Source organism: Brucella sp. MAB-22 (genome assembly GCF_025908475.1).
Classification (GTDB): domain Bacteria; phylum Pseudomonadota; class Alphaproteobacteria; order Rhizobiales; family Rhizobiaceae; genus Brucella; species Brucella anthropi.
Genome location: NZ_CP109781.1, coordinates 308,464 through 332,144 on the forward strand (window position 1 = coordinate 308,464; position 23,681 = coordinate 332,144).

The window sequence follows — 23,681 nt, forward strand, 5'->3', positions numbered from 1 at the left end:
TTTGTTTCGCATATTCGGGAGAATAGGGAGCCGTTTCGCCGAGAATATTGCGTTCAAATTCACGACAGTAACGAATGGCATGACGCCGTCCGAAACCATCTTTATCTAGTTCCGCGAGGGTTATAGAGCCCTGTTGTCCGACAAGCAATAATGCGCATGGCTGAAACTTATGAAAAAGATAGAGGCTTATGCAGAAATTATATAACAGCCGATAAAGCAGACACAGTTCGACGTTTCAGAGTTCCCACAATCTGCAAATCGGCCTGCGGTCACTCCGTCAAACTGCGCGCTTCGGATGGCAGCATGATCGGGATTCCACCCCGGACCGGATAGGCAAGCTTTGCCTTGCGCGAGATCAACTCGCCATGTTCCGCGTCATATTCCAACGGCCCTTTGGTAAGCGGGCATACGAGAAGTTCCAGCAGACGTACGTCGATATTGCCGGTTTGCGTCTTGTCGTCCATTATCTTATTCCCGAAGTTTATTGCAGCCGCGATCCGAAATCGTCGTCCTTTACTCTGGCCAATACCATTTCGGTAATGGCAATCAAAGTTGCTGCACGCGTCTTCAAATCGGGCGCTTCCAGAAGGGCCTGTTTTTCTGCAGGGCCAAAAGGCGACATGATGGAGAGCGCGTTGACGAGGGTTTCATTGTTTGCCCGTGCAATACTGTCCCAGTCGGCTTCCAGATTGTGCGCTTCGAGATAATCGCGGAAAGCACCCAGCAAAGCATCCCGGTCGATTTCCGACGAATCCCGCGCCTCCTCCAGATCGGCCAGAAACGGCATGATCCGGCATTGCCGGTAAGGCTGACGGCAATGCATTTCTTCACGCACGCGAAATCGGCAGATACCCTGCAAGGTAATCAGCAGGCGACCGTCGCCCGTTTCGGCAAAGGTCGTGATACGGCCAAGACAGCCGACATTACTCAATTGCGGACGGAGGCTTTCATCCAGCTCATCGATCGTTTCGTCATCGTCGCCATCGATTTTCGGCTGGATCATGCCGATGATACGCTTGCCCGCTAGGGCATTTTCGATCATCGCCAGATAGCGCGGTTCGAAAATATTAAGCGGAAGCTGGCCACCGGGCAGAAGCAGCGCCCCTTTCAACGGGAAAACCGGCACGGTCTCGGGTATATCGGCGCCCGTTCTGTAACGGGCATTGCCCACCTGCATTGCAACCTCCTCAAAAGCATATCGCTTTTTATCGTACTCTTACGACACGCTTTAAGCTTTTGTTTTCATGCACGTCTTTATCCCAAAACCGGTTCCCACTTTTGGGAGACATGCATTAGGGCTCACGAAACATGCGCCCTAACAGTTGGAACCCGCATGGCGCGCAAAGCAAAATTTGCCCGTCATGCTCCCGACCGCTCGCGATCAGGAGAACAGAAGCGACGACAGCTTGCGCCGCGCGCCGAGCGTCGCCGGATCGGCATTGCCCCATGCCTCGAAAAACTGGAGCAGCTGCTTGCGTGCGCCGTCTTCATTCCATTCGCGGTCGGACTTCATGATGAAAAGCAGCTCATTGGCCGCATCTTCACGCCGCCCCTGTGCATTACGCACCTGCGCAAGATCAAACCGGGCGTGATAATCCTTCGGATCAGCCTGAATTCGCTTCTCAAGCGCAATCGGATCACCGATGAGCTTGACCTGATCAGCCAGTGCAAGGCGCGCTTCCAGCGCTCGAACGGCAGGCGCATTCTGTTTGTCAGCCGGAAGCTGGGCCAGAATTTCCCGCGCCTTTTCCGCATCGCCGGATTCCAGAAGGCAGGTCGCAAGACCGACAATCGCATCGACATTATCTGGAACGGCATGAAGGATGGACGAGAAAATCTCCGACGCCTGAACGAAATCACCGGCTTCGATCAGCTCATTCGCGGCTGTGATGGCTTCGGCAAGCGCCGCTTCCGCGTCGCTCGGCCCACCGATTTTGGCGATGAATTCCTTCACCTTCGATTCAGGGACAGCCCCCATGAAACCATCGACCGGCTGGCCATTGACGAAAGCAATGACCGCCGGAATGGACTGAATACCAAGCTGACCAGCAATGGCCGGATGATCGTCGATATTCATCTTGACCAGTTTGACGGCGCCACCAGCGTCCCGCACGGCCTTTTCAATGATCGGTGTCAGCTGCTTGCAAGGTCCGCACCATGGCGCCCAGAAATCCACCAGCACGGGCTGATTGCGGGATTCGGTAATTACATCCGCCTGGAAACCTGCCGTCGTCGTGTCCTTGACGAGATCAGTTCCTCCGGCAGCGGCTGGTGCCGAACCGAAAGAAACATTTGCCGTCATCTGGCCACCTGCACCGGCATAAGGATTATTCTGGCTGGTCATAAGAAATTCCTTCGTATTTTCCGACCGATGCGACGGTCCGCATACAAGCCGGTGTCGTTCTTTCAGTTCGTATCTTCAAAAGCCAATTTCAAGACGGTCGTTTCAGCAAGTTGCGCTGTAACTTAGCGCTCCTGCCTCTCACTTCAATTGCCAATTGCCGTGTGCAAGAAAGCCGCCCGTTTTGAAAATCAGTTTATACCGAAGTGTCCGCTTTCGCACCTTCGGAAACGGCGAGAATGCGCGGTTCATGTCCGGTGGAAGTGAGGAAAGCGACGAGGTCTTCGCGCTTGATGGAAGTCGTGGCTTCGTTGGTCAGCGGATGGCCGTTGATGACGTCATATTTCATCAGATCGGCATCAAGAATGACCTGCACATTATGTGCAGTATCGTTGACCGCACCAAACACCGTAACTGCACCCGGAATCACACCGAGATATTCCATCAGCTTTTCCGGTTTGCCGAACGAAACACGGCTCGCCGCACCAATCAGCTGATGGATCGACTTCAGATCGACCACCGCGTCCTCTTCGACTGTCACGAGAAAGAAATTGTCTTTCTTGTCTTTCAGGAAGAGATTTTTCGTATGGCCGCCCGGGATTTCACCACGCAGGCTTTGGGAATCCGCGACCGTGAACAAGGGAGGATGTTCGACAGTTTTCACTTCGATACCGAGTTTCTGAAGATAATCGTGAAGTTCGCTCGGCGACAAAGGCATGATTCCACCCCATTCTGTTCGGCATTGAATATGTTGAGCATGTCATCACGCTCCTCACGCTTCGACGACTTGCAACAGCGCTTATAGACCATGGATACGGGCTTAGAAACCATGCAAAGCAAATTGGATTGTTCGCACAAAACGCACCAGCCTCGCTCACGCCTCTGACAGCCGATTCCATTATCCGTGGAAACTCATTTTTCTTGCTTTGACGAGAAAAAGCAGCAGAGAACACGACATGCATTCTGGAAAGCATAATATTTACAGATATTTATCAATTAACCGGCAGCTAATTTCGTTGAAACGACATTTTCCTGTAATTTCCCTGTTGCAATCTCCGGGGCGTTAGTTCATATAGCGCCTGCCTGACGGAAACGACTGGCGCGAGCGGGTGTAGCTCAGGGGTAGAGCACAACCTTGCCAAGGTTGGGGTCGAGGGTTCGAATCCCTTCGCCCGCTCCAGTTTTCCGATCAGATAGGCAACAAAATCCCGGCTTTGCCCGGGATTTTTGCTTTTAAGGCGTATTTTGCATCAGCTAAGTTCCACGGTTTGCCAGTGCGGATTACCGCAGGATCACGAGTTCAGCCGACTTGGAACCAATCGCCGGCTGAACCCTTAACTTGCTAAAAGTGCAGCGTGTCAGGTCACCACGTTTTCTTCGTAAGTCTTTTTCACCCCCGGCACACAAAGGCAGGCTGGCACGATCAGAACGGCGATAAGCATCATCGCTACAAAAGTTGCGTGCAGGGCATGTTGAAGCGCTAGCCGAAGCTCCTGCTGATCTATCAACATCTCCGCGCCATTCAACAGATCCCGAAGTTGGTCTGACGTAATCGCTTCGCCATGATTGGCGTTGGCAAGACCATAGGTCAGCACCGCACCGAGAATGGCTGCTCCGAGCGTACTGCCCAAATTGCGCGAGAAGACGTTTGATGCCGTGGCGCTGCCGCGCTCCGACCAACTCACACTATCCTGTGTCAGGATGAGCGCCCCAATGTTGAGCAGCCCCATGCCGAAACCCATGATCAGAGAACCGGTTCCAGCCAGTGTGGCTGAACTTGATGGAGTCAGCATGACAAGCAGGAAGGTGCCAATCGGAATGCAGATGCTTCCGGCGATCATGATCGGGCGTAATCCGAACCGCGTAAACTGCCGTGACGCAATTGTGGCACCGCACGGCCAGCCCAGTAACAACATGGTCAAGGCAAAACCCGCGACCACAGGAGAACGGTCGAGAACTGTCTGTACATACATCGGCAGGAATGTCGTCAGCCCCATGATCGACATACTGGCCAGAAAAACCGCCAGATTGGAGAAAGCGATAGGACGTTTCAGCCACAGGTCTGGTGCGACCATGGGCTCTTTCGCGCGACGTTCCTGCCAGATGAAGGCAATCAGCGAAAGAGCAAAGAGAATGAACGCCAGAATTCCCTCGAGCGAAACCGCACTCTCCATCAGGGTGAGCGCAATCATCAGGGAGGAAATGGAGACGGCGAAAAGTGCTGCGCCGAGCACATCGATCGATACCGGCTTTGTCCGCTTCTCTTCATGCAGGAAGAGAAGAAAGCCCGATGCCGCCAGAATACCGACCGGCACATTAATCCAGAATACCCAGGCCCAGCTCAAATTGTGAATGATGAGACTGCCAAGCAACGGACCGACGACGGCTGACAACGCCCAGACACTTGCAAGATACCCCTGAACCTTGCTGCGCTGCGCTCCGGGGAAAAGATCGGCCACAACGGTCATGGCCGCGGGCTGGATTGCCCCCGCCCCGATGCCCTGCAACAGCCGGAAAACAATCATTGAAGGCATCGACCACGCAAAACCGGCCAGCACCGAAGCCGTCAGGAACAGCGCAATACCAAAAACAAGCACCGGCTTGCGCCCGTAAATGTCGGCCAGTTTGCCAAACACGACCGTCGTTGCTGTCTGTGTCAAAAGAAATGACGAGAAAACCCAGGAGTAGAGATTGAGCTGACCCAACTGCGCCGCGATCTGCGGCATTGCGGTCGACACAATCGTTGCCTCGACGGCGATCATGGCCATGCTTGCCATAATCGCGGCAACTACAAGCCCGCGATGAGAATGTTTTTCTGTCATGGATTGCCTTCAGACCAGAACCGGTCGTCGTTGATGGAAGCCTCCTCGCCTCCGACCTGTCTCTTAGACCTGCCCGATCACCACCGCAATAGGCTGCCCGTCCCGACCAGTACACATTGTTGCTACCTCACTTGGATCGGGTTCGCTCAATCGACGGAAATGTTCTACCTGCTTGTTTTAGCGCACAACTTGTCGGAAAACCGCTTCACACTTTGCAGAAACGCCTAACCTCTTGGAGAATGACCATGACAAACAGCACAACGCCCTATTTTCTGGAGGATACGGACGAAAGCGAAATCTCTTCCGATGTCGCAGGCATCGGCAATCTTCTGGTAACCACCCATATCCCCATCCGGGCAGACGGCTCCATGGAAACCGGCGACATAACCGTCCAAAGCGAATGCACGCTGAACAGCCTCAAAGCATCGCTCGAAAAGGCAGGCAGCAGTCTAGCGAATGTCATTCACCTGACGATCTATCTGACTGACATCAATGAACGCCCCGTCTTCAACGAAGTTTATCTGCGCTTTTTCAAAAAGCCTTTTCCGGTTCGTTGCGCGGTCGGCGTCGCCGGGCTCGCCACGCCTGAAATGCGGGTCGAAGTCACGGCAATGGCCGTGCGCAATCAATAAGTTACGGAGCGGACGATCAGACGGTTTCGTTCAGCATATCCGGGCGTCGCGCACGAGCGACCCCGAGCTCAAGCAGGCTTCAGCGCACATTCTGCAAGAATTGCATATCATCATACGCTAATTTCATAACCTACTTCTTTGGGCTGCCTAGCCGTTGCTTCCGGGTTTATGCAATGCTCATGCATCAAACCAGAGGAGGGGTTCGATAAAATGAAAAAAATCATAACAATAATGAGTATCGCAGGCGCTATTCTGGCTACCGGATTCTCTGCCTATGCGGGAGAGACGCTGGATCGCGTCATGGAAAAAAAGGCCATGGTTGTCGCGACCAATGCTGGCTGGCCGCCCCAGAGCTTTCTGGATGATTCCAACAAGTTGGTAGGCTTCGACGTGGACGTGGCCAACGAGATCGGCAAGCGTCTAGGCGTCACCGTTTCCTTCGAAACGCCAGACTGGGCAACATTGACAGGTGGCCGTTGGCAGGGTCGTTATGACGTTGGCGTCGGATCGGTCACGCCAACCAAAGCCCGCGCTAACGTCATCGATTTTGCTGGCATCTACTACTACAGCCCCTATGTCTATGTCGTTCACAAGGACAGCGCGGCAAAATCTGTCGCCGACCTGAAAGGCAAAATCATCGGTGTCGAGACTGCAACGACTTCCGAAGATTACGCTCGTCGGCAGTTGGAAATCGACGCCCCCGGCCTTCCCCCGATTGAATACAAGCTCGAACCAGGCGAAATTCGCACTTTCGCAGATTCCATGCTGCCATTCGACGATCTGAGACTGGGTGATGGCGTCCGTATCGATGCAATCATCGCTCCAGAGCAAACGGCACAGAACGCCATCAAGAATGGCTATCCCGTAAAGATTATCGAAGGTGAATACGCTTTCCGTGAGCCGTTGGTGGTTATTGCCGAAAAAAACGATCCAGACTGGACAGCCAAGATTGGCGAAATCATCAAGCAGATGAAGTCTGACGGTACTTTGGCGACACTCACTGCAAAGTGGTACGGCAAAGACTACAGCGCCGACTGATATTACCCTTACATCAATATTGAAATGAGCCATCGTGACGATGGCTCATCCGATATGCTTTTCCTGGTGTTGCGATGACTTATCCGGCCACTTATTACAGCCAAACAAAGGCGGACGATTTCGCGCGTCCAACGCTTGAACGCGAAACAACAGCAGATGTCGCAGTGATTGGCGGCGGACTTGCAGGCTTGTCGGCCGCGTTGCAGATGTCACGAGCCGGCAAGAAAGTCGTTGTCCTGGAGGCTGAAAGCATCGGCTTTGGCGCATCCGGACGCAATGGTGGATTTGTCAGCCCCGGCTTCGCGTCCGGTGGCGATGACATTGCTGCCCGCGCTGGCAAGACGGTTGCCAAAACACTTCATGAATTATCGATCGAAGGTGTCGATTTTGTTCGGCAGAACATTGACACGCTGAAGATCGAAGAAGCCCAACTCATTCCCGGCATTATGAGCGTGCGCCGGTATGACGACGGTGAAAGCCTGAAACATTATGCCGATTTGCTTCAACGCGATTATGGCTACAGAATAGATTTTCACCCAACGGCTGAAACGCGCAATATTCTGAATTCCAAACGCTATTTTCAATCGGTCTACGACCCTAATGCATTTCATATCCATCCGCTGAACTATTTACGGGCGCTCGGTCGCGAGATAGAGCGGCTTGAGGGGCGGATATTCGAGCACAGCCGCGTACTCCAATTGCTCGACCACAATGATGGCAAGCTTATAAAAACAGCCCAGGGACAGGTCAAAGCGGGCAAAGTACTGATCACCACTGGTGGCTACACCGACGGGCTCGTCAGCCAGATCAGACGGGCCTATCTGCCCATTGCCACCTATGTGATGGTGAGCGAAGAAGCGCCCGAATTGATCACGTCGGCGATCCGCACCACGGCCGCGATTGGTGATAACCGTCGTGCCGGTGACTACTACCGTGTAATCGATGGTGGTCGCAGGCTTTTATGGGGCGGACGCATCACGACGAGAGCAGCCGATACGCCCGGTGTAGTCCGTGAATTGCGCAACGAAATGGTTGGAACCTATCCTCAGCTTGCTTCACTGAAGACGGAGTTGGCATGGTCGGGCCTGATGTCCTACGCCAGACACTTGATGCCCCAGATCGGTCAATTGGACCGCGCTACATGGTACTGCACAGCCTTCGGGGGACACGGGCTGAACACAACCGCGATCGGCGGAAAGATCGTGGCCGAAGCCATTTGCGGACAGAGTGACCGCTACAAACTCTTCGAAAAATTCGGGCTGGTCTGGGCCGGAGGCGCTGCAGGTCTTGCAGCCGCCCAGCTAACCTATTGGAAACTGCAGATGCAGGATTGGCTTGCGGAGCGAAAGGCAAGCTGACAGGGGAGAGAACATGCTCGGGAGGTTTTTTCTGACGCGGCCCGAGGCCGCTAAACGTACTGTCCAGATAGCGTTCTTTGTTATCCTGACAGCACTCTTCTGTTTCATGAATATCCGGTTCTCCGGCATAACAAACTGGCTTGGCATCGACCCGAAAGTCGCAAAAGCCGGCTTCACCAAGGCGACGCTAATCTCCTCGATACTGCTTAGTATCGTCATCTTCGCGAATTGGAGTTTCCTGAGACTTTTTCCGCGTTGGGCGCAGATCACGGCAATATGGCTGGAACTATTCCTGCTGCTGATGATCTTCTTCTATTCATTCGATCTCTCATTTGATTTTATCGCAAGAAAGATCGGATTTCTGATCAGCCAGGGTGTCGTCACGACGCTTTATATTTCCGCAGCCTCGATATTCTTCGCAACCATTCTGGCTCTGATCGGTGCGGTGGCCAAGCTTTCTAAGAATGGCCTCATCTACGGTCTGGCGACGTTCTACACTTCGCTTTTTCGTGGCCTGCCATTGTTGATGCAGATCTACATTATCTACCTTGGACTGCCGCAGGTGGGCTATGTCATCGGACCTATTCCCGCCGGTATTCTGGCGCTGTCCCTATGCTACGGCGCCTATATGACGGAAATCTTCCGCGCAGGCATCGAGAGCATTCCCCGCGGGCAGCAGGAGGGCGCATATGCGTTGGGCCTTGGGCCTTCGCAGACCATGTGGCTGGTCACCCTTCCCCAAGCAATGCGCATCATCATTCCGCCAACCGGCAACCAGTTCATCGCGATGCTCAAGGACTCATCGCTGGTCTCCGTCATCGGCGTTTGGGAACTCATGTATCTTGCCCGGACGCAGGGCCAGACCGAGTTCCGGCACATCGAAATGCTCATCACCGCATCGATGATCTATTGGGCCCTGTCCATCGTTCTGGAATACGGTCAGGCCAAACTCGAAGCTCGCTTCAAGCGTTCCATCGCGCGTTAAGCGCGATGGGAATCCACTTCTCATTCAGTCGCCCGCAAGGGATGACATTCTGAACAATGACAAGCAGAGCGACCATGGACAAGCGTCACGAAATTCTGTTCGAGCCGATCAAGATTGGCCCCGTTACGACGAAGAACCGCTTTTATCAGGTTCCGCATTGTAGCGGCATGGGTCATCGTTATCCCGAGCACGATCTGCGGCTGCGTGAAATGAAAGCGGAGGGCGGCTGGGGTGTCGTTTCCACACAGGAAACCGAAATCCATCCGACGTCAGATATCACGCCATCCAATCAGGGCCGCATATGGGACGAGAAAGACGCCGACCGTCTCCAGAAGCTGACTGAGGCCGTCCACCAGCATGGTAGTCTCGCTGCAATCCAGCTTGTGCATAATGGTATCCACGTCTCCAACCGTTTGACCAGACTGGCGCCGCTCGGTCCCATGGACATGATTGTCGATGTGGAGGACCCAGTTCAGGCAAGAGCCATGGACAAGGCTGACATCGCCCGGTTTCGCAAATGGCATCGCGATGCCGCACTTCGCGCCAAACGGGCCGGTTTCGATATTATCTATGTCTATGCGGGTCACGACATGACCTTACTGCAGCATTTTCTGCTGCAACGCTACAATACCCGCACGGATGAATATGGCGGGTCGTTCGAAAACCGCTTGCGATTGTTCCGCGAGGTTCTGGCCGATACGCGCGATGCTGTCGGCGACAAATGCGCGATTGCAGTCCGCTTTGCGGTCGAGGAGTTTCTGGGCGACCAGGGCATCCAGCACAATGGTGAAGGTCGGGACGTCATTGCCGCTCTCGCCGATGAACCCGATCTTTGGGATGTAAACCTGTCCGGCTGGTCCAACGACAGCCAGACGTCGCGCTTTTCGCAGGAGGGCTTTCAGGAGCCTTACATCTCATTTGTGAAATCACTCACCAGCAAACCAGTTGTGGGCGTTGGTCGCTATACCTCGCCGGATACCATGGTGCAGGCAATCCGCTCCGGTGTTCTTGATCTTATCGGCGCGGCCCGTCCGTCAATCGCCGATCCATTTCTGCCCGAGAAAATCCGGAGCGATCGCATCGACGACATTCGCGAATGCATTGGCTGCAATATATGCACGGCCAGCGACAACACCGTCGCACCATTGCGATGCACGCAAAACCCGACGATTGGCGAAGAAGCGCGCAAGGGCTGGCATCCGGAGAAAATCAGCAGGCTGCAGACCACCGAGAAAGTTTTGGTGGTCGGCGGAGGACCAGCCGGTCTGGAAGCCGCTCGCGCCATGGCCGAGCGCGGTGCAGAAGTCATCGTAGCCGAAAAGCATACCCATTGGGGTGGGCGCGTCACGGAGGAAGCTGCCCTCCCCGGACTGGCAAGCTGGGCGCGTGTTCGCGATTGGCGCATGGTGCAATTGCAGCGCGCGACCAATGTGGAGATGTATCTCGACAGCCAACTCGATGCAGACGAGATTCTGACTTACGGAATCCCGCATGTGGTGCTGGCCACCGGAGCGCACTGGCGCGCGGATGCAGTCGGTCGCTCGCATCGGCAACCTCTGGAAACACTGGAAGGACGCACGCTGAGCGTCGACGCTATCCTGAAAGACAAAACATCACTCGATGCGTGCCGCGGACCTCTGGTGATATTTGATGATGATCGCTACTACCTCGGATCAGTTCTGGCCGAGCTGGCCGTGAGCCGCGGTATTGATACGACATTGGTTACGCCAGCGCCGATCGTGGCTCCCTGGACGGAACACACGCTTGAACAATCAAAAGTTCAAACAAGATTGATAGAACTGGGTGTCAGGATAATCCCGCTGCATAAGCTCGCAAGACAAACATCGGACAGTCTGTCGGTCGCATGTGTCTATTCCGGCAGGGAAACCGAGGTTCCATGCAGCACACTGGTACCAGTGACCAGCCGCCATCCCAACAACACGCTGCAAGCTGCTTTGGAAGCCCGCAAAAATGACTGGCAAGATGCGGGCGTGATATCCGTCACGGCGATTGGCGACTGTTACGCACCATCTATCATCGCAGCTGCGGTCTATAGCGGCCATTATTACGCCCGTAATTTTGGCGCACAGGCCCCGGAAAATATGGATATGTATCGATAAAGACCCATCCGGTCGGCCAGCGTTCTGTTGATAGGCGAGGCTCGAACAGGTGTAACGGCGCAGGCGTTCGGACCGTCAAACAGCAGCTATCAACGGGTGGCTCCTGTGACCTTTAGTCTGGACGAACCAAGAGCTTGAATCTGACTCACCATGGCATGCGATTGGTCTCGCATCGCCGATGGTGTCATGCCGAAGTGCTGGCGAAACACCCGATTGAAATAGGAAAGATCGCCAAAGCCGACCTCATAGGCAATTGAACTGATAGAGCGATTGTTCTGTCGTGAAACACGCAGTCGGGCCATATCCAGTCGACGCTCAAGCACGTAACGGGAGAACGTCGTATTCTCAGCCTGAAAAAGCTTTTGGACCTGACGGGCAGTAACGCCAAACCTTGCGGTAACCGTACCAAGATCGAAGGTTGCATCCGACAGACCAGTCTCGATGAAAGCTTTGATCTGCGAAAGGTTCAGACCTGAGCGATGTTTACGGTGATCGTCCCGGAGAAACTCCAGAACCATTGGCAACACCTGTCGGAAGTGCGCCGCGATCATCTCGGCTTCGCCGGGCGCGTGCGTGCCTCGCATAAGCAGATAGGCACCATGCGTAATAAGGAGCTTTAATGGTGGATAGGCCTTCGGTATTGGGCGCATCAAAAAGTTTTTCACGGCCTGTTTTGAGACCGGAAAATAGCTCACAGGCAAACGTCCACAATCGACACGTCCGCCTTCAGGGAGCCACCATTCATACGCCTTGTCCGGCGACAGAAAAACTACGTCACCCGACAACAGGTTCAATGTCTCACCGGATTGTCGGATGCGAAGCGGTCCTTCCATGCTTCGCACCATAAGCAATTGATCGGCCGAGCATCCGCCTTTACCCCGGATCAATATCTCGCAACTCGGAAAATAGCAGGTCATGATCCGGAGCGGATCTACCGAGCAGTAAATACCCCGGACAGCACCCTGTGCAGTTGCGCCCATGACCAGCGAGACATCTCCCACAATCTCAGTGAGTGCCGAAGCACAGAGTTTGCAGTCGGTTTCATTCCCGATATCGGCAATATGAAAGTGCTGCGGAACTATCGTTTCGATCTGCTTAGACGGAATCATGATGCATCCTTGCAACACGGGTAAATGACCAACGGTCAGTTCGTCCTGGTCCTATCAATTTTCGCCAGGAACCAAGCCGAACGCACAGGCCACCCTATAAAGTTGACAATAATAATCTAGTTTAAACGACTTTCGCGGAGACGGCCAGTCCTGTCTCCGTCGAATGAAGGCGGGACGACAAAAGGAGACCTTCATGGATCACCCTCATGACCGGGCACCATGTCCTTTGCGTCCAGGGGCGACTGTAACAGATTGATGGAAAACCGACGCCACGGATTGGCCATCCATCGGATTCCATTGGCCATCCATCGGATTCCATTGACTATTCTCACTCGGGGAAAAACATGAACAGGCAATTCATAGTTCTGCTGCTCTCAGGCTGCGGATTTACGACGGCAGCGTTTGCACAGGAAACTGCAGGCAACGACGCAGGGGTTACGCGGCTGGACCAGATTATCATCACCGCCGGACGCAACGAGAGCTCAATTGCCGCTGTTGCTCAATCCGTTCAGGTGATTGATCGGGAACAAGTCGAAGAAGCGATGCGAATCTCGCCTAATGCCAGCGACTTGATTTCGCGCCTGGTTCCCGGTTTCGCACCAAGCAACCAGACCATATCCGGCGCGTCGGAAACATTTCGTGGTCGCAGCGTTCTGATCATGGTGGACGGCGTGCCCCGCAACACGCCACTGCGCGACCTGTCACGCATCCTGTCGATGATCGATCTCAATTCTGTTGAACGCATTGAGGTCGTGAACGGAGCTTCAAGCCTCTACGGTGCCGGTGGGACAGGCGGAACGATCAATTTCATCACCAAGCGGGGCACCAGCGACAAGCCGACCGTCACGGTACGTACTGGCCTTTCCGGCTATACGGAAAACCTTGGCAAATCGACCGCGCCGGAAACGAGCATCTCCATTGAGGGTCGAAAAGACAAGCTCGACTATTACTTCTCCGGAACCGGCGATTGGACCCGCCGCACCTATGACGGACATGGCAATGAAATGCCATCCGACGCTATGCTTGGACAAGGTGGCGGCGACAGGACGGTCAACAGCAATTTCTTCGGTGTCGTAGGCTATGAAAGCGGTCCGCGCCGGTTTGAAGTCAGCTTTGACTGGACCTACGCCAAGCAGAAGCCGGAATGGTTCACCAACTACACGACGAACCCGGTTTCACCGCGATTCGGTTCAGCCTACACCGGCGAACCGCTTCGCGAGGATTCCAAGTATCTGACTGCAAAATATACCGATCAGGATTTTGCGCTCGGCAATCTCGAAGTGAAGGCTTTCTATAACAAGATCTTCAAACAGTCCCCGTTCACCGAACTTTCGGCTGTGAACACTCAGGTCTATTATTCGGGAAATCCCCGACAGCCGACCGCATGGTTCAACCAGTCGAAGTATGACTTCGACCGGACAGGCGTGAACATGACCATCACGACACCGATGGATTTCATCACCAATGGCAGCAAGCTGACCTGGGGCGTCGACTACGCTTACGACAAGGTGGCGCAGACCCTCCTGAACGACGAAGATGCAATTGCCCCGATGACGCAGAATTCCATCGCGGCTTTTGCGCAGGCCGAAGTTCCTGTTACAGAGCGGTTCCGGCTGCAGGGCGGCGCACGTTTCGACCAGTTCTACCTCGATGTGAATGATTTCACACGCCCAACAGCGGTTGCGTGGCCCGCGCGGTCACTGGCGAATATCTATCCGGCGATCAGTGTGCTCGGTGGCTCGTTCGACTACAACGCATGGACCTTCAACGCTGGAGCCGTGTACGACGTCACGGAAGAGGTGCAGGCCTTCGGTAATTTCTCGCAAGGCTACAGCCTAACGGATATTGGCGCATTTACACGCCGCGCGGGTGTCAATTCACTTGCCGAAATCTGTGATGCCTACGGCTCGATAGCGGCCATCTATGGCTGCCGCGGCACGCCTGACTACACGATCAGCTATGCCGACATCGCGCCAAAGCCTCAGCTGGTCAACACTTATGAAGTGGGTCTGCGCGGCGATTGGGGCGATCTTCGCAGCACTGTGAGCAGCTATATTTCCACCTCCAAGGATGGTGTGAACTATGATATCGCGGCAAACCGCGTAAGCCAGCAGAAGGAACGTATCTGGGGCGTGGAGGCACGAGCCGACTACGACATCAATTCGATGTTCACCATCGGCGGTCTGGTTGCCTATCAGGAAGGCAAATATGACGCCAACCGGGATGGCAGCATCGGTTCGGACGAATATCTTCCCAATAACCGTATTCCAACCACATGGAAGGGGCTTGCCTATACCACAGTGTCGTTCGAAGGCGGGTACAAGGTCCGGGGGGAAGTTGAATATTTCTCGGGTCGCGACCGTATCAAGGGTCAGCAGATAGACGACGCTACATTGGTGAATATGGCGTTCTCGAAAACCTTCGAGAACGGCAGCGAAGCAAGCCTCGCCGTCCGCAACGTCTTCGACACCTATTATATCAACCCCACGGCAACAGCCACGCGTAACGCACCTGTCGCAGGGCTGGGGCGCAGCGTTTTCCTTTCCTATAAAGTGACGTTCTAAGGCAGAGCCGGGCGATGAAGATGCTTTTCAGCACCACGGCCTGCCTGGCAGGCCAACACTCTCACAAGGGCAATCGATGATGACGATTGCCCCCTCTTCCATCGCCCGCCCCTCATCACGGACACGGTTGTTCTGTGTCCTTGCAGGGCTCTATCTGGCTCAGGGCATTCCGACCTATCTGTTTGCTGCCGCCCTGCCTCCCATCTTGCGGGAACAGGATGTGTCACGCACCGCTATCGGCATGTTTTCCATTCTGCTTCTGCCCATGGTCCTGAAGTTTGCATGGGCGCCTTTAGTCGACCGCTTCAGGCCATGGGCACGTTCTCACCGGGCTGGCTGGGTCGTGCTTACGCAAAGCGGGATCATCGCGGCCATATTGTGCCTCATCCCGCTGGGACCAGATAACGTCACCGGGATTTTCGTTGTCGGCTTCATTGCATCGCTTTTGCTTGCCACTCAGGACATAGCGACCGATGGCTATGCTGCAAAATATCTCGACGAGGCAGACAGACCTCTCGGCAACGCCATCCAGGGTGGTGCAGTCGCATTCGGCGTTCTGATCGGCGGAACGCTGGGACTGGTTCTTTATCACCACGCAGGCTGGGCGATCATGCTTGGCACGATTGCATTTCTTTCGCTCATTCCTTTGATCGCCGCCTTATCGATGCGGGAAAACGACCCCGCACCTTTGCTCGACGGGCGGGCTCTTTCACGTCCCTCGATCATGCATTTCCTACGCCGCGCCGAAGCGCGGCAGATTCTGTGGATTGCACTGATCTATCGGGCAAGCGAAGGGCTGATGAAAGCCATGGAGGGACCCTATCTGGTGGATGCGGGCGTTCCGCTCGACGTGATCGGCTATCTGTCAGGTGCCGCCGCCGCAACCGCAGGCATTGCCGGTTCTGCAATCGCCGCCGTTCTTCTTCGTCGCAATGGTGTCGCCGCAGTGCTTGGGCTTCTGGGGAGCTTGAGAACAATCTGCTTCCTACTGTTCACCCTGCATGCGTTCGGCGTACTGGGTGGAATCTGGCCGCTTTACGGGGCATCGGCATTTCAGACGATCATCCGGTACATGGAGATCGTTGCGCTCTACAGCCTTTTCATGAGCGTCACCTCACCTGATCAGCCTGGAACTGATTTTACGATCCTCGCCTGCGCACAGATTGTTGTCTATCTGGCTGGTTCTATGGTTTCAGGCATCCTTGCAGATCGTCTGGGCTACGGCCCTCTCTTCGCTCTGGCAGCAGCGCTTTCGGGGCTGGCCGTTCTCGCCACGATTAGGATGCTCAAGACACTACCGAGGGCAGACGTTGATGCCATTGGCAGGCGGTCGTCATGATCCAGCATCGCTCTTGTTCTTCATGTATTTCGGACCTTCATCGAGAAGGCGAGAAGCGCTGCCATGCCAGCAAGGATCGCGCTGACAAAAAGCGGTGCCTGCGCAGAGACTGTGAAAAGATAGCCGCCGGAGATCGCGCCCGCTCCCTGGCCAAGTACGTGAGCACTTGCAAGCCAACCAGCCGCAGCCCCCTGTGCTCCCTGTTCCATCCGTCCGGTGAGCCATCCAAGATAGTTGGGCGTGGCAATCGCCATTCCTACTCCGGCCATCACCAGTCCGCAGAGATTCACATATGCGAGGGGTATCGCCACGAGCAGGACACCAGCAGCCAGCAGAACTGTACCGAGGATAACGCAGGTTCTATTGTCGAGCCGCAACCGGGGAATGACCAGTATCTGCGTTGCGATCATCGCAAGCGCCACGACGATCAGCGTGATCCCCGCAGCAGCGGTCGCCTCGGCCGGACCGACGGCAAGACGCAGTTGCAGCAACGGCCCGAGGATCATCTGAACGTGTCCGAAAGACATCGTGACCAGAAATCCAAGTCCGAGAAACGGCAGCAGGCGTCCGTCGAATGGAGAAAGATATGCCCGACTATCGGAACGCGGACCAGCTTTGCCGACAGTGTCGTTTGCAGCAGGCACCAGCAGGAGACTGAGCGGACTTGCAACGAGCAGCATAAGTGGCAGAAGCGGCATGACACTGGCGGTCACCGCCGCAGCCGAACCCAGAATGCGGCCAATGCTGAGCCCGGCGCTGAGCCGTGCCAAGGCAACGGTGCGCTCCTTTTGCGGCAACAATCCGGAAATCCAGGCTTGAGCAATCGGCATAATTCCAGCGGATGCCGCCCCATAGACGAGGCGCGATACTACGAGCAAACCGAGAGCCGGCACATAGGGCAGTGGACCCGCCACCATCAGCGCCAGAAAGATGAGTTGCGCCAGCAGAAGTACGACCCCCAGCCAATACAGAGCGCGACGCGCTCCAATTCGAGCGCCGAGCATTCCACACAAGGGAGCGCTGGCAACGAAGGCCACGGCACCAAGCCCCGCTGTAAGACCGATCTCACCTGTTTGCAGACCCGTCGCAGTCGCGATGAGAGGGACAAGCGCAATGAATGCTGTCTGATTAAAACCGATAGTCGAAACGGCAACCGAAAGACGAGAAGACATTTTAAGCGCCGTATCATCGAAACCCATGGAAATCACCGCATGTTTAATTTTCGATATCGGTAGCAATGTCTGCATAGTATGTAAATAAAAAATCATAACTATTTCGGAGAAGCGAAATGAACAGAGTAATTAATATAAATTACTTCGCTGTATCGGAAAATATATTCATAAATTCCCTGAAACGAGAATGGAAAAATTGGGAAATAGTGGATGGACCCCCATCACCTGCAGGAGGAACAACAAAAAAATACTTACTTCTGAAGCTTGCGGCATCAGATATTGAGGTCAGGGTGCCTGTGACTTTCTGGTCGCTCGCCGGATATCATTGCTTCGGCGCGCCTATGTGGAAATCCAATGGCGACCGGTTGGAACCTATAAGTTTGCCAGAACTCGCGCTCCTGCTTCTCAAAGAAAATGAGATCGGCGGCAGCGTTTCACCCAATGCGAAACTACTCTTCCAGCAAAGAGTGCTGGACAGCACGCGCTCAATTACCGACCTCCTCCGGGAAACCGCCGATGAACGACCTTTTGTTGAAGCAGACCCTGATTTCATCACGGCCGAAAAAGCGTTGCGGTTCGGTCATGCGGTACATCCGTTTCCACGCAGCCGGGATGAATTCACCGATGAAGACAACCGCCGGTTCGGCCCGGAATATGGCAATGCCTTTGCTTTGCGGTGGTGGGCTGTCGAACCGGAACTGCTGGCACAGGGAGCGGCTGATGGCTTCGACGTTGCCGAAGCTATCGTATCCATTGCGTCGGATTCTCGACTGATTGAAAAAGCGGCCGGGCGACCGCTCATTCCGTTGCACCCATGGCAGGCATCTCGCCTGTCGCTACGCCCGGATATCCAGCAACTGGAACGTCAGGGCAAGTTAATCGATCTTGGCAGCAGCGGCCCTGACTGGCGCGCGACAAGCTCGTTGCGCGCGATATATTCTCGCGAGAGCGACTGGATGCTCAAATTTTCGCTCAGCCTCCGGCTTACCAATTCGCGCCGCATCGTAGAACCAAGCGAATGCCTGCGGGGCATTAACGTCCATCGGCTCGTAACGGGAACAATCGGCAAGGCCCTGAAAGAACGTTTTCCGGATTTTCACATTATGGGTGAACCCGGCTGGATATCCCTGCGTTTGCAGGACGGCTCCATCAACAATGAAACGATTACAGTTTTCCGGGAAAACCCGTTTCGCGGTGAGCAGCAACCGCACGCGGCCGTTCTTGCAGCGCTTTGCGAACGTCACCCGGATGGAAATGGCAGCCATGTCGCAGACCTCATACACCGGATCGCCGCGTCGGACGGAACTCCAGAGACCGATGTAGCGAAGCGCTGGTTCGAACGCTTTCTGGATGTTGCCATTGCGCCTTTCATGATTGCCCAAGGCGATTACGGCCTGCTTTTTGGCGCTCATCAGCAGAATCTCGTTCTTGGCCTCCAGTACGGTTGGCCGAATGCGCTCTATTTCCGTGATTGCCAGGGTACAGGTTACGTCCGCTCGTTCTTGCCGTTTCTGCGCGAACATCTGCCTGAAGCAGGTGCTGCTACCGACCATGTCTTCGGCAGTGACGAAGCTGCTCAACTGATTGGATATTATCTGTTTATCAACGGCGTTTTCGCACTTATCGCCGCGCTGGGCTCGGCGCGTTTCATTGATGAAAATGAACTTTTTGCGGCCCTGCAACGCTTTCTGGAACAGCTACACAAGCAGCCTGTGCGGGACAAGACCGCGCTGGATTATCTCCTTCACAGCCCCACGCTGGTAGCCAAGGGAAATTTCATGATCTCGGCTGGAAACGTCAATGAAAACACCGACGTGACCGATCCCCTCGCCTCTTACATCCAGTTTCCCAACCCCCTTTCGACACGGTGAAGCCATGAACGTTCAAACGAAGAGTAGTGACTATCAACGCCTTCCGCCACACGCGGAAATAGGTGGTGAATTATCCTGGCATTATTGCGCGACGAATTCCGAGCGGCTTGCGGCAAGGCTGGACAAGAGTGGACGTATATTCCTGTTCGGAGAAGCCGGAGCGTTTCGCGCCGAAGCAAGCCTCATCTTCGACCGGCAGACAATCATGCTGCGAGATGTCAGACTCGACCCTTTGCATAGCGATGCGACCGTGCTACTTGCTGCCCTGTTGGATGCGGTGTTTCTGCGCTTTCCCGACATTGCGGCTTTGACACTACCACCAGCCAGCGAACTTGCTCCAGTCAGCGCCTTGGCTCTGCGGGAAGTCGAAGGTTTGACCGTAGTGGATCGCTGTGTGTTACGCCAGTTGCCGTTGCTGTGGCGCAAACAGGCTGCCCATATGCCTTATCCCAGCATCCGATCGGCACTCGGTCCCGCTGACCGGCTGCCATTACTTCGTCCTCCTCGTCCATCCGGTGTGTTTTACGAACGCTGGATACCGGAATTGAACAAGACCGTTTCCTTCCGTCCCATCGATCGCCGTACGGATATGGACCTGTTCTATGGCTGGATGAACCAAGGACGCGTCTCCTTTTTCTGGGAGCTTGCACAAAGCCCGGAGGCGCTCGAGACCTATCTTCTGGACCAGGAGCGTGACCCGCATATCTTTGGTGTTATCGCGAATTTTGATAACGAGCCGACTGGCTATTTCGAATTCTACTGGGCGCGTGAGGATCGTCTCGGTCCGCATTATGAGAGCGAGGATTTCGATCGCGGCTGGCATGGCCTGATCGGCAATCCCCGGCACCTTGGCCGCCCCAAGACGCTCGCACTTTTCCGCTCGGTTACCCACTATCTGTTCCTTGACGAGCCTCGAACCCAACGCATCGTTGGTGAGCCACGGGCATCCCACCAGAAGATGCTCAGCTATTGCGCAGACGTGGCCTATGACAAGGTGAAGGAATTTGATTTTCCTCACAAGCGCGCCGCCCTGGTGTGTTGTGAACGGGACCGCTTTTTCAAGGAGGTGCCGTTATGAATCGTCAACCAGTCTCCGGGGCTCTTCTTGGCCCGCTTCCGGGCCGCAAAGCGGTTGATGACGAGATATGGGGAATAGTGAACCGAACAGCCATTGCCAAAGCCATCTCGGAACTGTCGTATGAGGAAGGCTTTGCGCCTGTCGCCTTGAACAAGGCTGAAACGATGTGGACGCTGACGCTTGGCGATGCTGTTTCCTATCGTTTTGAAGCACGCCGTCGCATCTGGGGACAGCTGCATATCAATCCGAAAAGCCTCGTGCGGGCGACATCGGCAGAAGAAGCCCCGGCAAATGACGTAGTCGGCTTTCTGGCCGATGCGCGTGATGTTCTGGAGATTTCGCCTGCCACGTTCTGCACATATGCAAAGGAGCTCTACAACACGCTTATGGCGGACGCCCGTATCGTGGCACGCCGTTCCACCTTTAATTCTGAAAAGCTGGCAAGCCTGTCCGATATGGAGTTGCAGACGCTTCTTGACGGCCATCCCAAGGCACCGGCAAACAAGGGACGGCTGGGCTGGGGATTGCAGGATACCGAAGCCTATGCGCCGGAATTCGACGCGCCGATCCAGCTTTTCTGGCTCGCCGCCGCACGCAGTCATTGCCAGTTCGCACTTGCACAAGACCTTGCAGAGTCTGAGTTGCTAGCCGAATGCCTCGGCACAGGAGAACGAGACAATCTGCTTGCTGCGATGAGTGACGCGGGTGTCAGCCTCGACACGCATATGCTGCTGCCCGTCCATCCCTGGCAATGGCAATCGATGATTGTCAGCCTATATGCCAGTGAGATCGCTGCCGGACGACTGGTACCGCTTGGTTATTTCGGCGATGCCTATATTGCGCAACAGTCCCTACGGACACTCGCCAATCAGGTTCGCGGACGAGCCCTTCATGTCAAACTGCCGCTTACCATCCTGAATACGTCTGCCTGGCGCGGCGTCCCCGGAAAATATATGCGGATCGGACCAAAGCTGTCTCACTGGCTCGCGGAAACAGCCAAGAGGGATCCGGCGCTGAAAAATGTCCGGATTCTGCAGGAAGTCGCCGGTGCGTTTTACCCTCATCCGCACTTCGCAGCACTGAAAGGCGCACCCTATCAGTTTTGCGAGATGCTGGGGGCCATCTGGCGGGAGAGTCCGGAAAAGCACTTGCCGCACGGTTGGCGCCCCATGATGATGGGAGCATTGGCGCAGTCTGATAATGCGGGGCGTCCCATTATAAGCGCCCTGATCGAACGATCCGGCCTGTCCCATGATCAATGGCTCGAACGTCTCTTCGATGCAGTCGCAGTCCCGCTCTACCATTTCTTGTGTTGTTATGGGGTTGGGTTCATTGCGCATGGCCAGAATATCACGCTTCTTCTGGACGGCGACATTCCTGCCGGTGTGGCGATCAAGGATTTCCAAGGTGACACCGATCTGATTGACCAAGAATTTCCGGAGCTGGCAACACTCCCCGCAGATGTAAAGTCGACGTTGAAGCGCCGACCGGCGGCCCATCTGCAGCAACATCTCCAGACCGGACATTTTGCGAGCGTGCTGCGGTTTCTTTCCGAAGCACTGGTCGCTCATGATAGCTATCCCGAATTATCGTTCTACATGCACCTCTCGGCTCGGTTGAGGCTTTATCAGCAACGCCACCCGGGACTGACCGAACGATATACAATTTTTGATCTATTTCTTCCGAAAATACCGCGCATAGCCATTAATCGTGTTCGTCTGGCGATCGGCTATGGCGACGCCAATGAACGACCTGTTCCCGCTCTTGGCACCGAACTGAACAATCCTCTTTACCTCGCGGAAATGGCGTCCCTCTCCTCCCGGAAGACGCAAACCAATATCAATGAAGGAGTTTCAGTATGACACATTCCATTCTTGATCTGTGCGGAATTGGCGTTGGTCCATTCAATCTCAGCCTGGCGGCGCAGCTGGATTCAATCAACGGCGTAAATATCCAATTTTTTGATAGCAAACCCAAATTCGACTGGCACCCGGGCATGATGCTGCCCGGTGCCGAACTCCAGACCTCCTTCATGAAGGATCTGGTTACAGCCACTAATCCGACGAGCCCGTGGACATTTGCAGCCTATCTGGTCGCCCATAAACGGTTCTATGAGTTTCTCAACGCTGACTACGACGCCATCCCCCGCAAGGAATTTGCGCGGTATCTGTCTTGGGCTGCGGGGAATATTCCGAGCCTGAACTTTGGTCAGAATATCCGCGAGATCACTTTTAGCGGCAATCATTTCCAGCTGGCCTTCGATAATGAGGTCCGAACGGCCCGCAATTTGTCCCTCGGTGTGGGGTTGAAACCTTATGTACCTGAATGGGCCAGATCGGTGATTGGCGATCGTGCATTCCATTCAAGCGAAGCCGTACAGAAACTGGACACGCTGAAAGGCAAGAGGATTGTGGTTATCGGCGGAGGGCAAAGCGGTGCGGAGATATTCCAGCATCTGCTGGAACGCAGAGATTCCGATAACGAGATCAGCTGGATCAGCAGACGGCCGAACTTCCAGCCACTCGACGACTCACCATTCACCGACGAGCATTTCACCCCGCAATACGTGGCCGAGTTCCATCAGCTTGCCGAACCGCGACGGCACGCGATCGTTGAGCATCAAAAGCTCGCAAGCGATGGCATTTCCGCTTCGACGATCAGAGCCATATATCGACGCCTTTATGAACAGCGCCATCTGGACCACGATACCCTGCAGGCCACATTGCTTCCATACCGCGAAGTTCTTGACCTTAAGCAGGATGGCGCGAGCCTGTCGATCGTGATGCGCAACGGTTTCGATGGCACGATCGAGATGCTCAGCGCCGATCATCTGATCTTTGCCACAGGCTACAAATTTTCACTACCTGAATGCCTCTCTGCAATCCAGGATCGGCTGTCAATTGTCGAAGGCAGGTCTTTGCGTGTCGGTGCAGATTTTGCTCTCGACTGGAATGGGCCAGTCGACCGCCGGATCTTTGTACTCAACGCAGGCAGGCTTTGCCATGGCATCGCAGAACCACAATTGAGCCTGATGGCCTGGAGAAGCGCTGTCATCACGAATGCGCTTCTAAAACGGGCACATTTCGATCTGGAATTTCCCGATACCGCTTTCCGCTGGACGTCAGGCAACCTTGATTTGAACCGCTCGGTATCCGGAATATCTTGAAGCCACACTCATCAGCCTAACCCGCGCCAACACATCCACCGGGGTACACCATGTTACTCCGGTGGATTGAGAATTACGCCGGTTCT

At 54.8% G+C, this 23,681-nt stretch carries 18 protein-coding genes and 1 tRNA gene; 12 read left to right on the top strand and 7 right to left on the bottom strand.

Annotated elements, in window-relative coordinates; genetic code table 11:
* Positions 1–269: 269 nt before the first annotated feature.
* The 4 genes from OHI65_RS01355 to OHI65_RS01370 all read right to left on the bottom strand — a co-directional run bounded on the left by OHI65_RS01355 (position 270) and on the right by OHI65_RS01370 (position 3,059).
* Positions 270–464 (bottom strand): Trm112 family protein, encoded by a 195-nt coding sequence (locus OHI65_RS01355; protein WP_010658483.1) that lies wholly within the window; start codon positions 462–464, stop codon positions 270–272.
* A 17-nt stretch (positions 465–481) separates the two neighbouring features.
* Positions 482–1,177 (bottom strand): LON peptidase substrate-binding domain-containing protein, encoded by a 696-nt coding sequence (locus OHI65_RS01360; RefSeq protein ID WP_125301356.1) that lies wholly within the window; start codon positions 1,175–1,177, stop codon positions 482–484.
* A gap of 204 nt (positions 1,178–1,381) precedes the next feature.
* Positions 1,382–2,344, bottom strand: a complete 963-nt coding sequence (gene trxA / locus OHI65_RS01365) for a thioredoxin (RefSeq protein WP_125301358.1) — start codon at positions 2,342–2,344, stop codon at positions 1,382–1,384.
* 193 nt (positions 2,345–2,537) lie between these two features.
* Positions 2,538–3,059 (bottom strand): prolyl-tRNA synthetase associated domain-containing protein, encoded by a 522-nt coding sequence (locus tag OHI65_RS01370; protein ID WP_125301360.1) that lies wholly within the window; start codon positions 3,057–3,059, stop codon positions 2,538–2,540.
* A 387-nt stretch (positions 3,060–3,446) separates the two neighbouring features.
* Here OHI65_RS01370 and OHI65_RS01375 point away from each other — a divergent pair.
* Positions 3,447–3,521 (top strand) — tRNA-Gly (locus tag OHI65_RS01375).
* A gap of 178 nt (positions 3,522–3,699) precedes the next feature.
* Here the strand turns inward: OHI65_RS01375 and OHI65_RS01380 are convergent.
* Positions 3,700–5,163, bottom strand: a complete 1,464-nt coding sequence (locus OHI65_RS01380) for an MDR family MFS transporter (protein WP_125301547.1) — start codon at positions 5,161–5,163, stop codon at positions 3,700–3,702.
* Positions 5,164–5,408: 245 nt separating this feature from the next.
* On the opposite strand from OHI65_RS01380, the gene OHI65_RS01385 reads away from it, so the two are divergent.
* From OHI65_RS01385 to OHI65_RS01405, 5 genes are all read left to right on the top strand, one after another.
* The gene (locus OHI65_RS01385) at positions 5,409–5,795 is read left to right on the top strand and encodes a RidA family protein (protein WP_125301549.1); all 387 of its coding nucleotides are present in this window, start codon (positions 5,409–5,411) and stop codon (positions 5,793–5,795) included.
* A gap of 210 nt (positions 5,796–6,005) precedes the next feature.
* Entirely contained in the window at positions 6,006–6,833 is an 828-nt protein-coding gene (locus tag OHI65_RS01390) for a transporter substrate-binding domain-containing protein (RefSeq protein WP_125301551.1), read from the top strand.
* Positions 6,834–6,907: 74 nt separating this feature from the next.
* The gene (locus tag OHI65_RS01395; protein ID WP_125301553.1) at positions 6,908–8,191 is read left to right on the top strand and encodes an NAD(P)/FAD-dependent oxidoreductase; all 1,284 of its coding nucleotides are present in this window, start codon (positions 6,908–6,910) and stop codon (positions 8,189–8,191) included.
* Between the two features lie 13 nt (positions 8,192–8,204).
* Positions 8,205–9,176 (top strand): amino acid ABC transporter permease, encoded by a 972-nt coding sequence (locus OHI65_RS01400; RefSeq protein WP_010658475.1) that lies wholly within the window; start codon positions 8,205–8,207, stop codon positions 9,174–9,176.
* A 56-nt stretch (positions 9,177–9,232) separates the two neighbouring features.
* On the top strand, positions 9,233–11,296 hold the full coding sequence (locus OHI65_RS01405; protein WP_264358718.1) for an FAD-dependent oxidoreductase: 2,064 nt from the start codon (positions 9,233–9,235) through the stop codon (positions 11,294–11,296).
* Positions 11,297–11,385: 89 nt separating this feature from the next.
* On the opposite strand, the gene OHI65_RS01410 is transcribed toward OHI65_RS01405, so the two are convergent.
* Positions 11,386–12,423 carry a helix-turn-helix transcriptional regulator gene (locus tag OHI65_RS01410; protein WP_264358719.1) on the bottom strand — a complete coding sequence of 346 codons (1,038 nt, stop codon included), beginning with the start codon at positions 12,421–12,423 and terminating at the stop codon, positions 11,386–11,388.
* 326 nt (positions 12,424–12,749) lie between these two features.
* Here OHI65_RS01410 and OHI65_RS01415 point away from each other — a divergent pair, with 326 nt between their 5' ends.
* Positions 12,750–14,969 (top strand): TonB-dependent receptor, encoded by a 2,220-nt coding sequence (locus OHI65_RS01415; protein ID WP_125301559.1) that lies wholly within the window; start codon positions 12,750–12,752, stop codon positions 14,967–14,969.
* A gap of 76 nt (positions 14,970–15,045) precedes the next feature.
* Positions 15,046–16,308: an MFS transporter gene (locus tag OHI65_RS01420; RefSeq protein ID WP_125301561.1), complete on the top strand. Its 1,263-nt coding sequence runs from the start codon at positions 15,046–15,048 to the stop codon at positions 16,306–16,308.
* A gap of 20 nt (positions 16,309–16,328) precedes the next feature.
* Here the strand turns inward: OHI65_RS01420 and OHI65_RS01425 are convergent, their stop codons facing one another.
* On the bottom strand, positions 16,329–17,480 hold the full coding sequence (locus tag OHI65_RS01425) for an MFS transporter (RefSeq protein ID WP_235824445.1): 1,152 nt from the start codon (positions 17,478–17,480) through the stop codon (positions 16,329–16,331).
* Between the two features lie 380 nt (positions 17,481–17,860).
* Here OHI65_RS01425 and OHI65_RS01430 point away from each other — a divergent pair, with 380 nt between their 5' ends.
* From OHI65_RS01430 to OHI65_RS01445, 4 genes are read left to right on the top strand one after another with little or no spacing between them, the layout of a single operon-like run.
* Positions 17,861–19,351 (top strand): IucA/IucC family protein, encoded by a 1,491-nt coding sequence (locus OHI65_RS01430; RefSeq protein WP_235824446.1) that lies wholly within the window; start codon positions 17,861–17,863, stop codon positions 19,349–19,351.
* Positions 19,352–19,355: 4 nt separating this feature from the next.
* On the top strand, positions 19,356–20,429 hold the full coding sequence (locus tag OHI65_RS01435; protein WP_125301567.1) for a GNAT family N-acetyltransferase: 1,074 nt from the start codon (positions 19,356–19,358) through the stop codon (positions 20,427–20,429).
* On the top strand, positions 20,426–22,291 hold the full coding sequence (locus tag OHI65_RS01440; RefSeq protein WP_012092698.1) for an IucA/IucC family protein: 1,866 nt from the start codon (positions 20,426–20,428) through the stop codon (positions 22,289–22,291). The genes OHI65_RS01435 and OHI65_RS01440 overlap by 4 nt, the downstream gene beginning before the upstream one ends.
* Positions 22,288–23,595: a lysine N(6)-hydroxylase/L-ornithine N(5)-oxygenase family protein gene (locus OHI65_RS01445; RefSeq protein WP_012092697.1), complete on the top strand. Its 1,308-nt coding sequence runs from the start codon at positions 22,288–22,290 to the stop codon at positions 23,593–23,595. The genes OHI65_RS01440 and OHI65_RS01445 overlap by 4 nt, the downstream gene beginning before the upstream one ends.
* Positions 23,596–23,681: the final 86 nt, after the last annotated feature.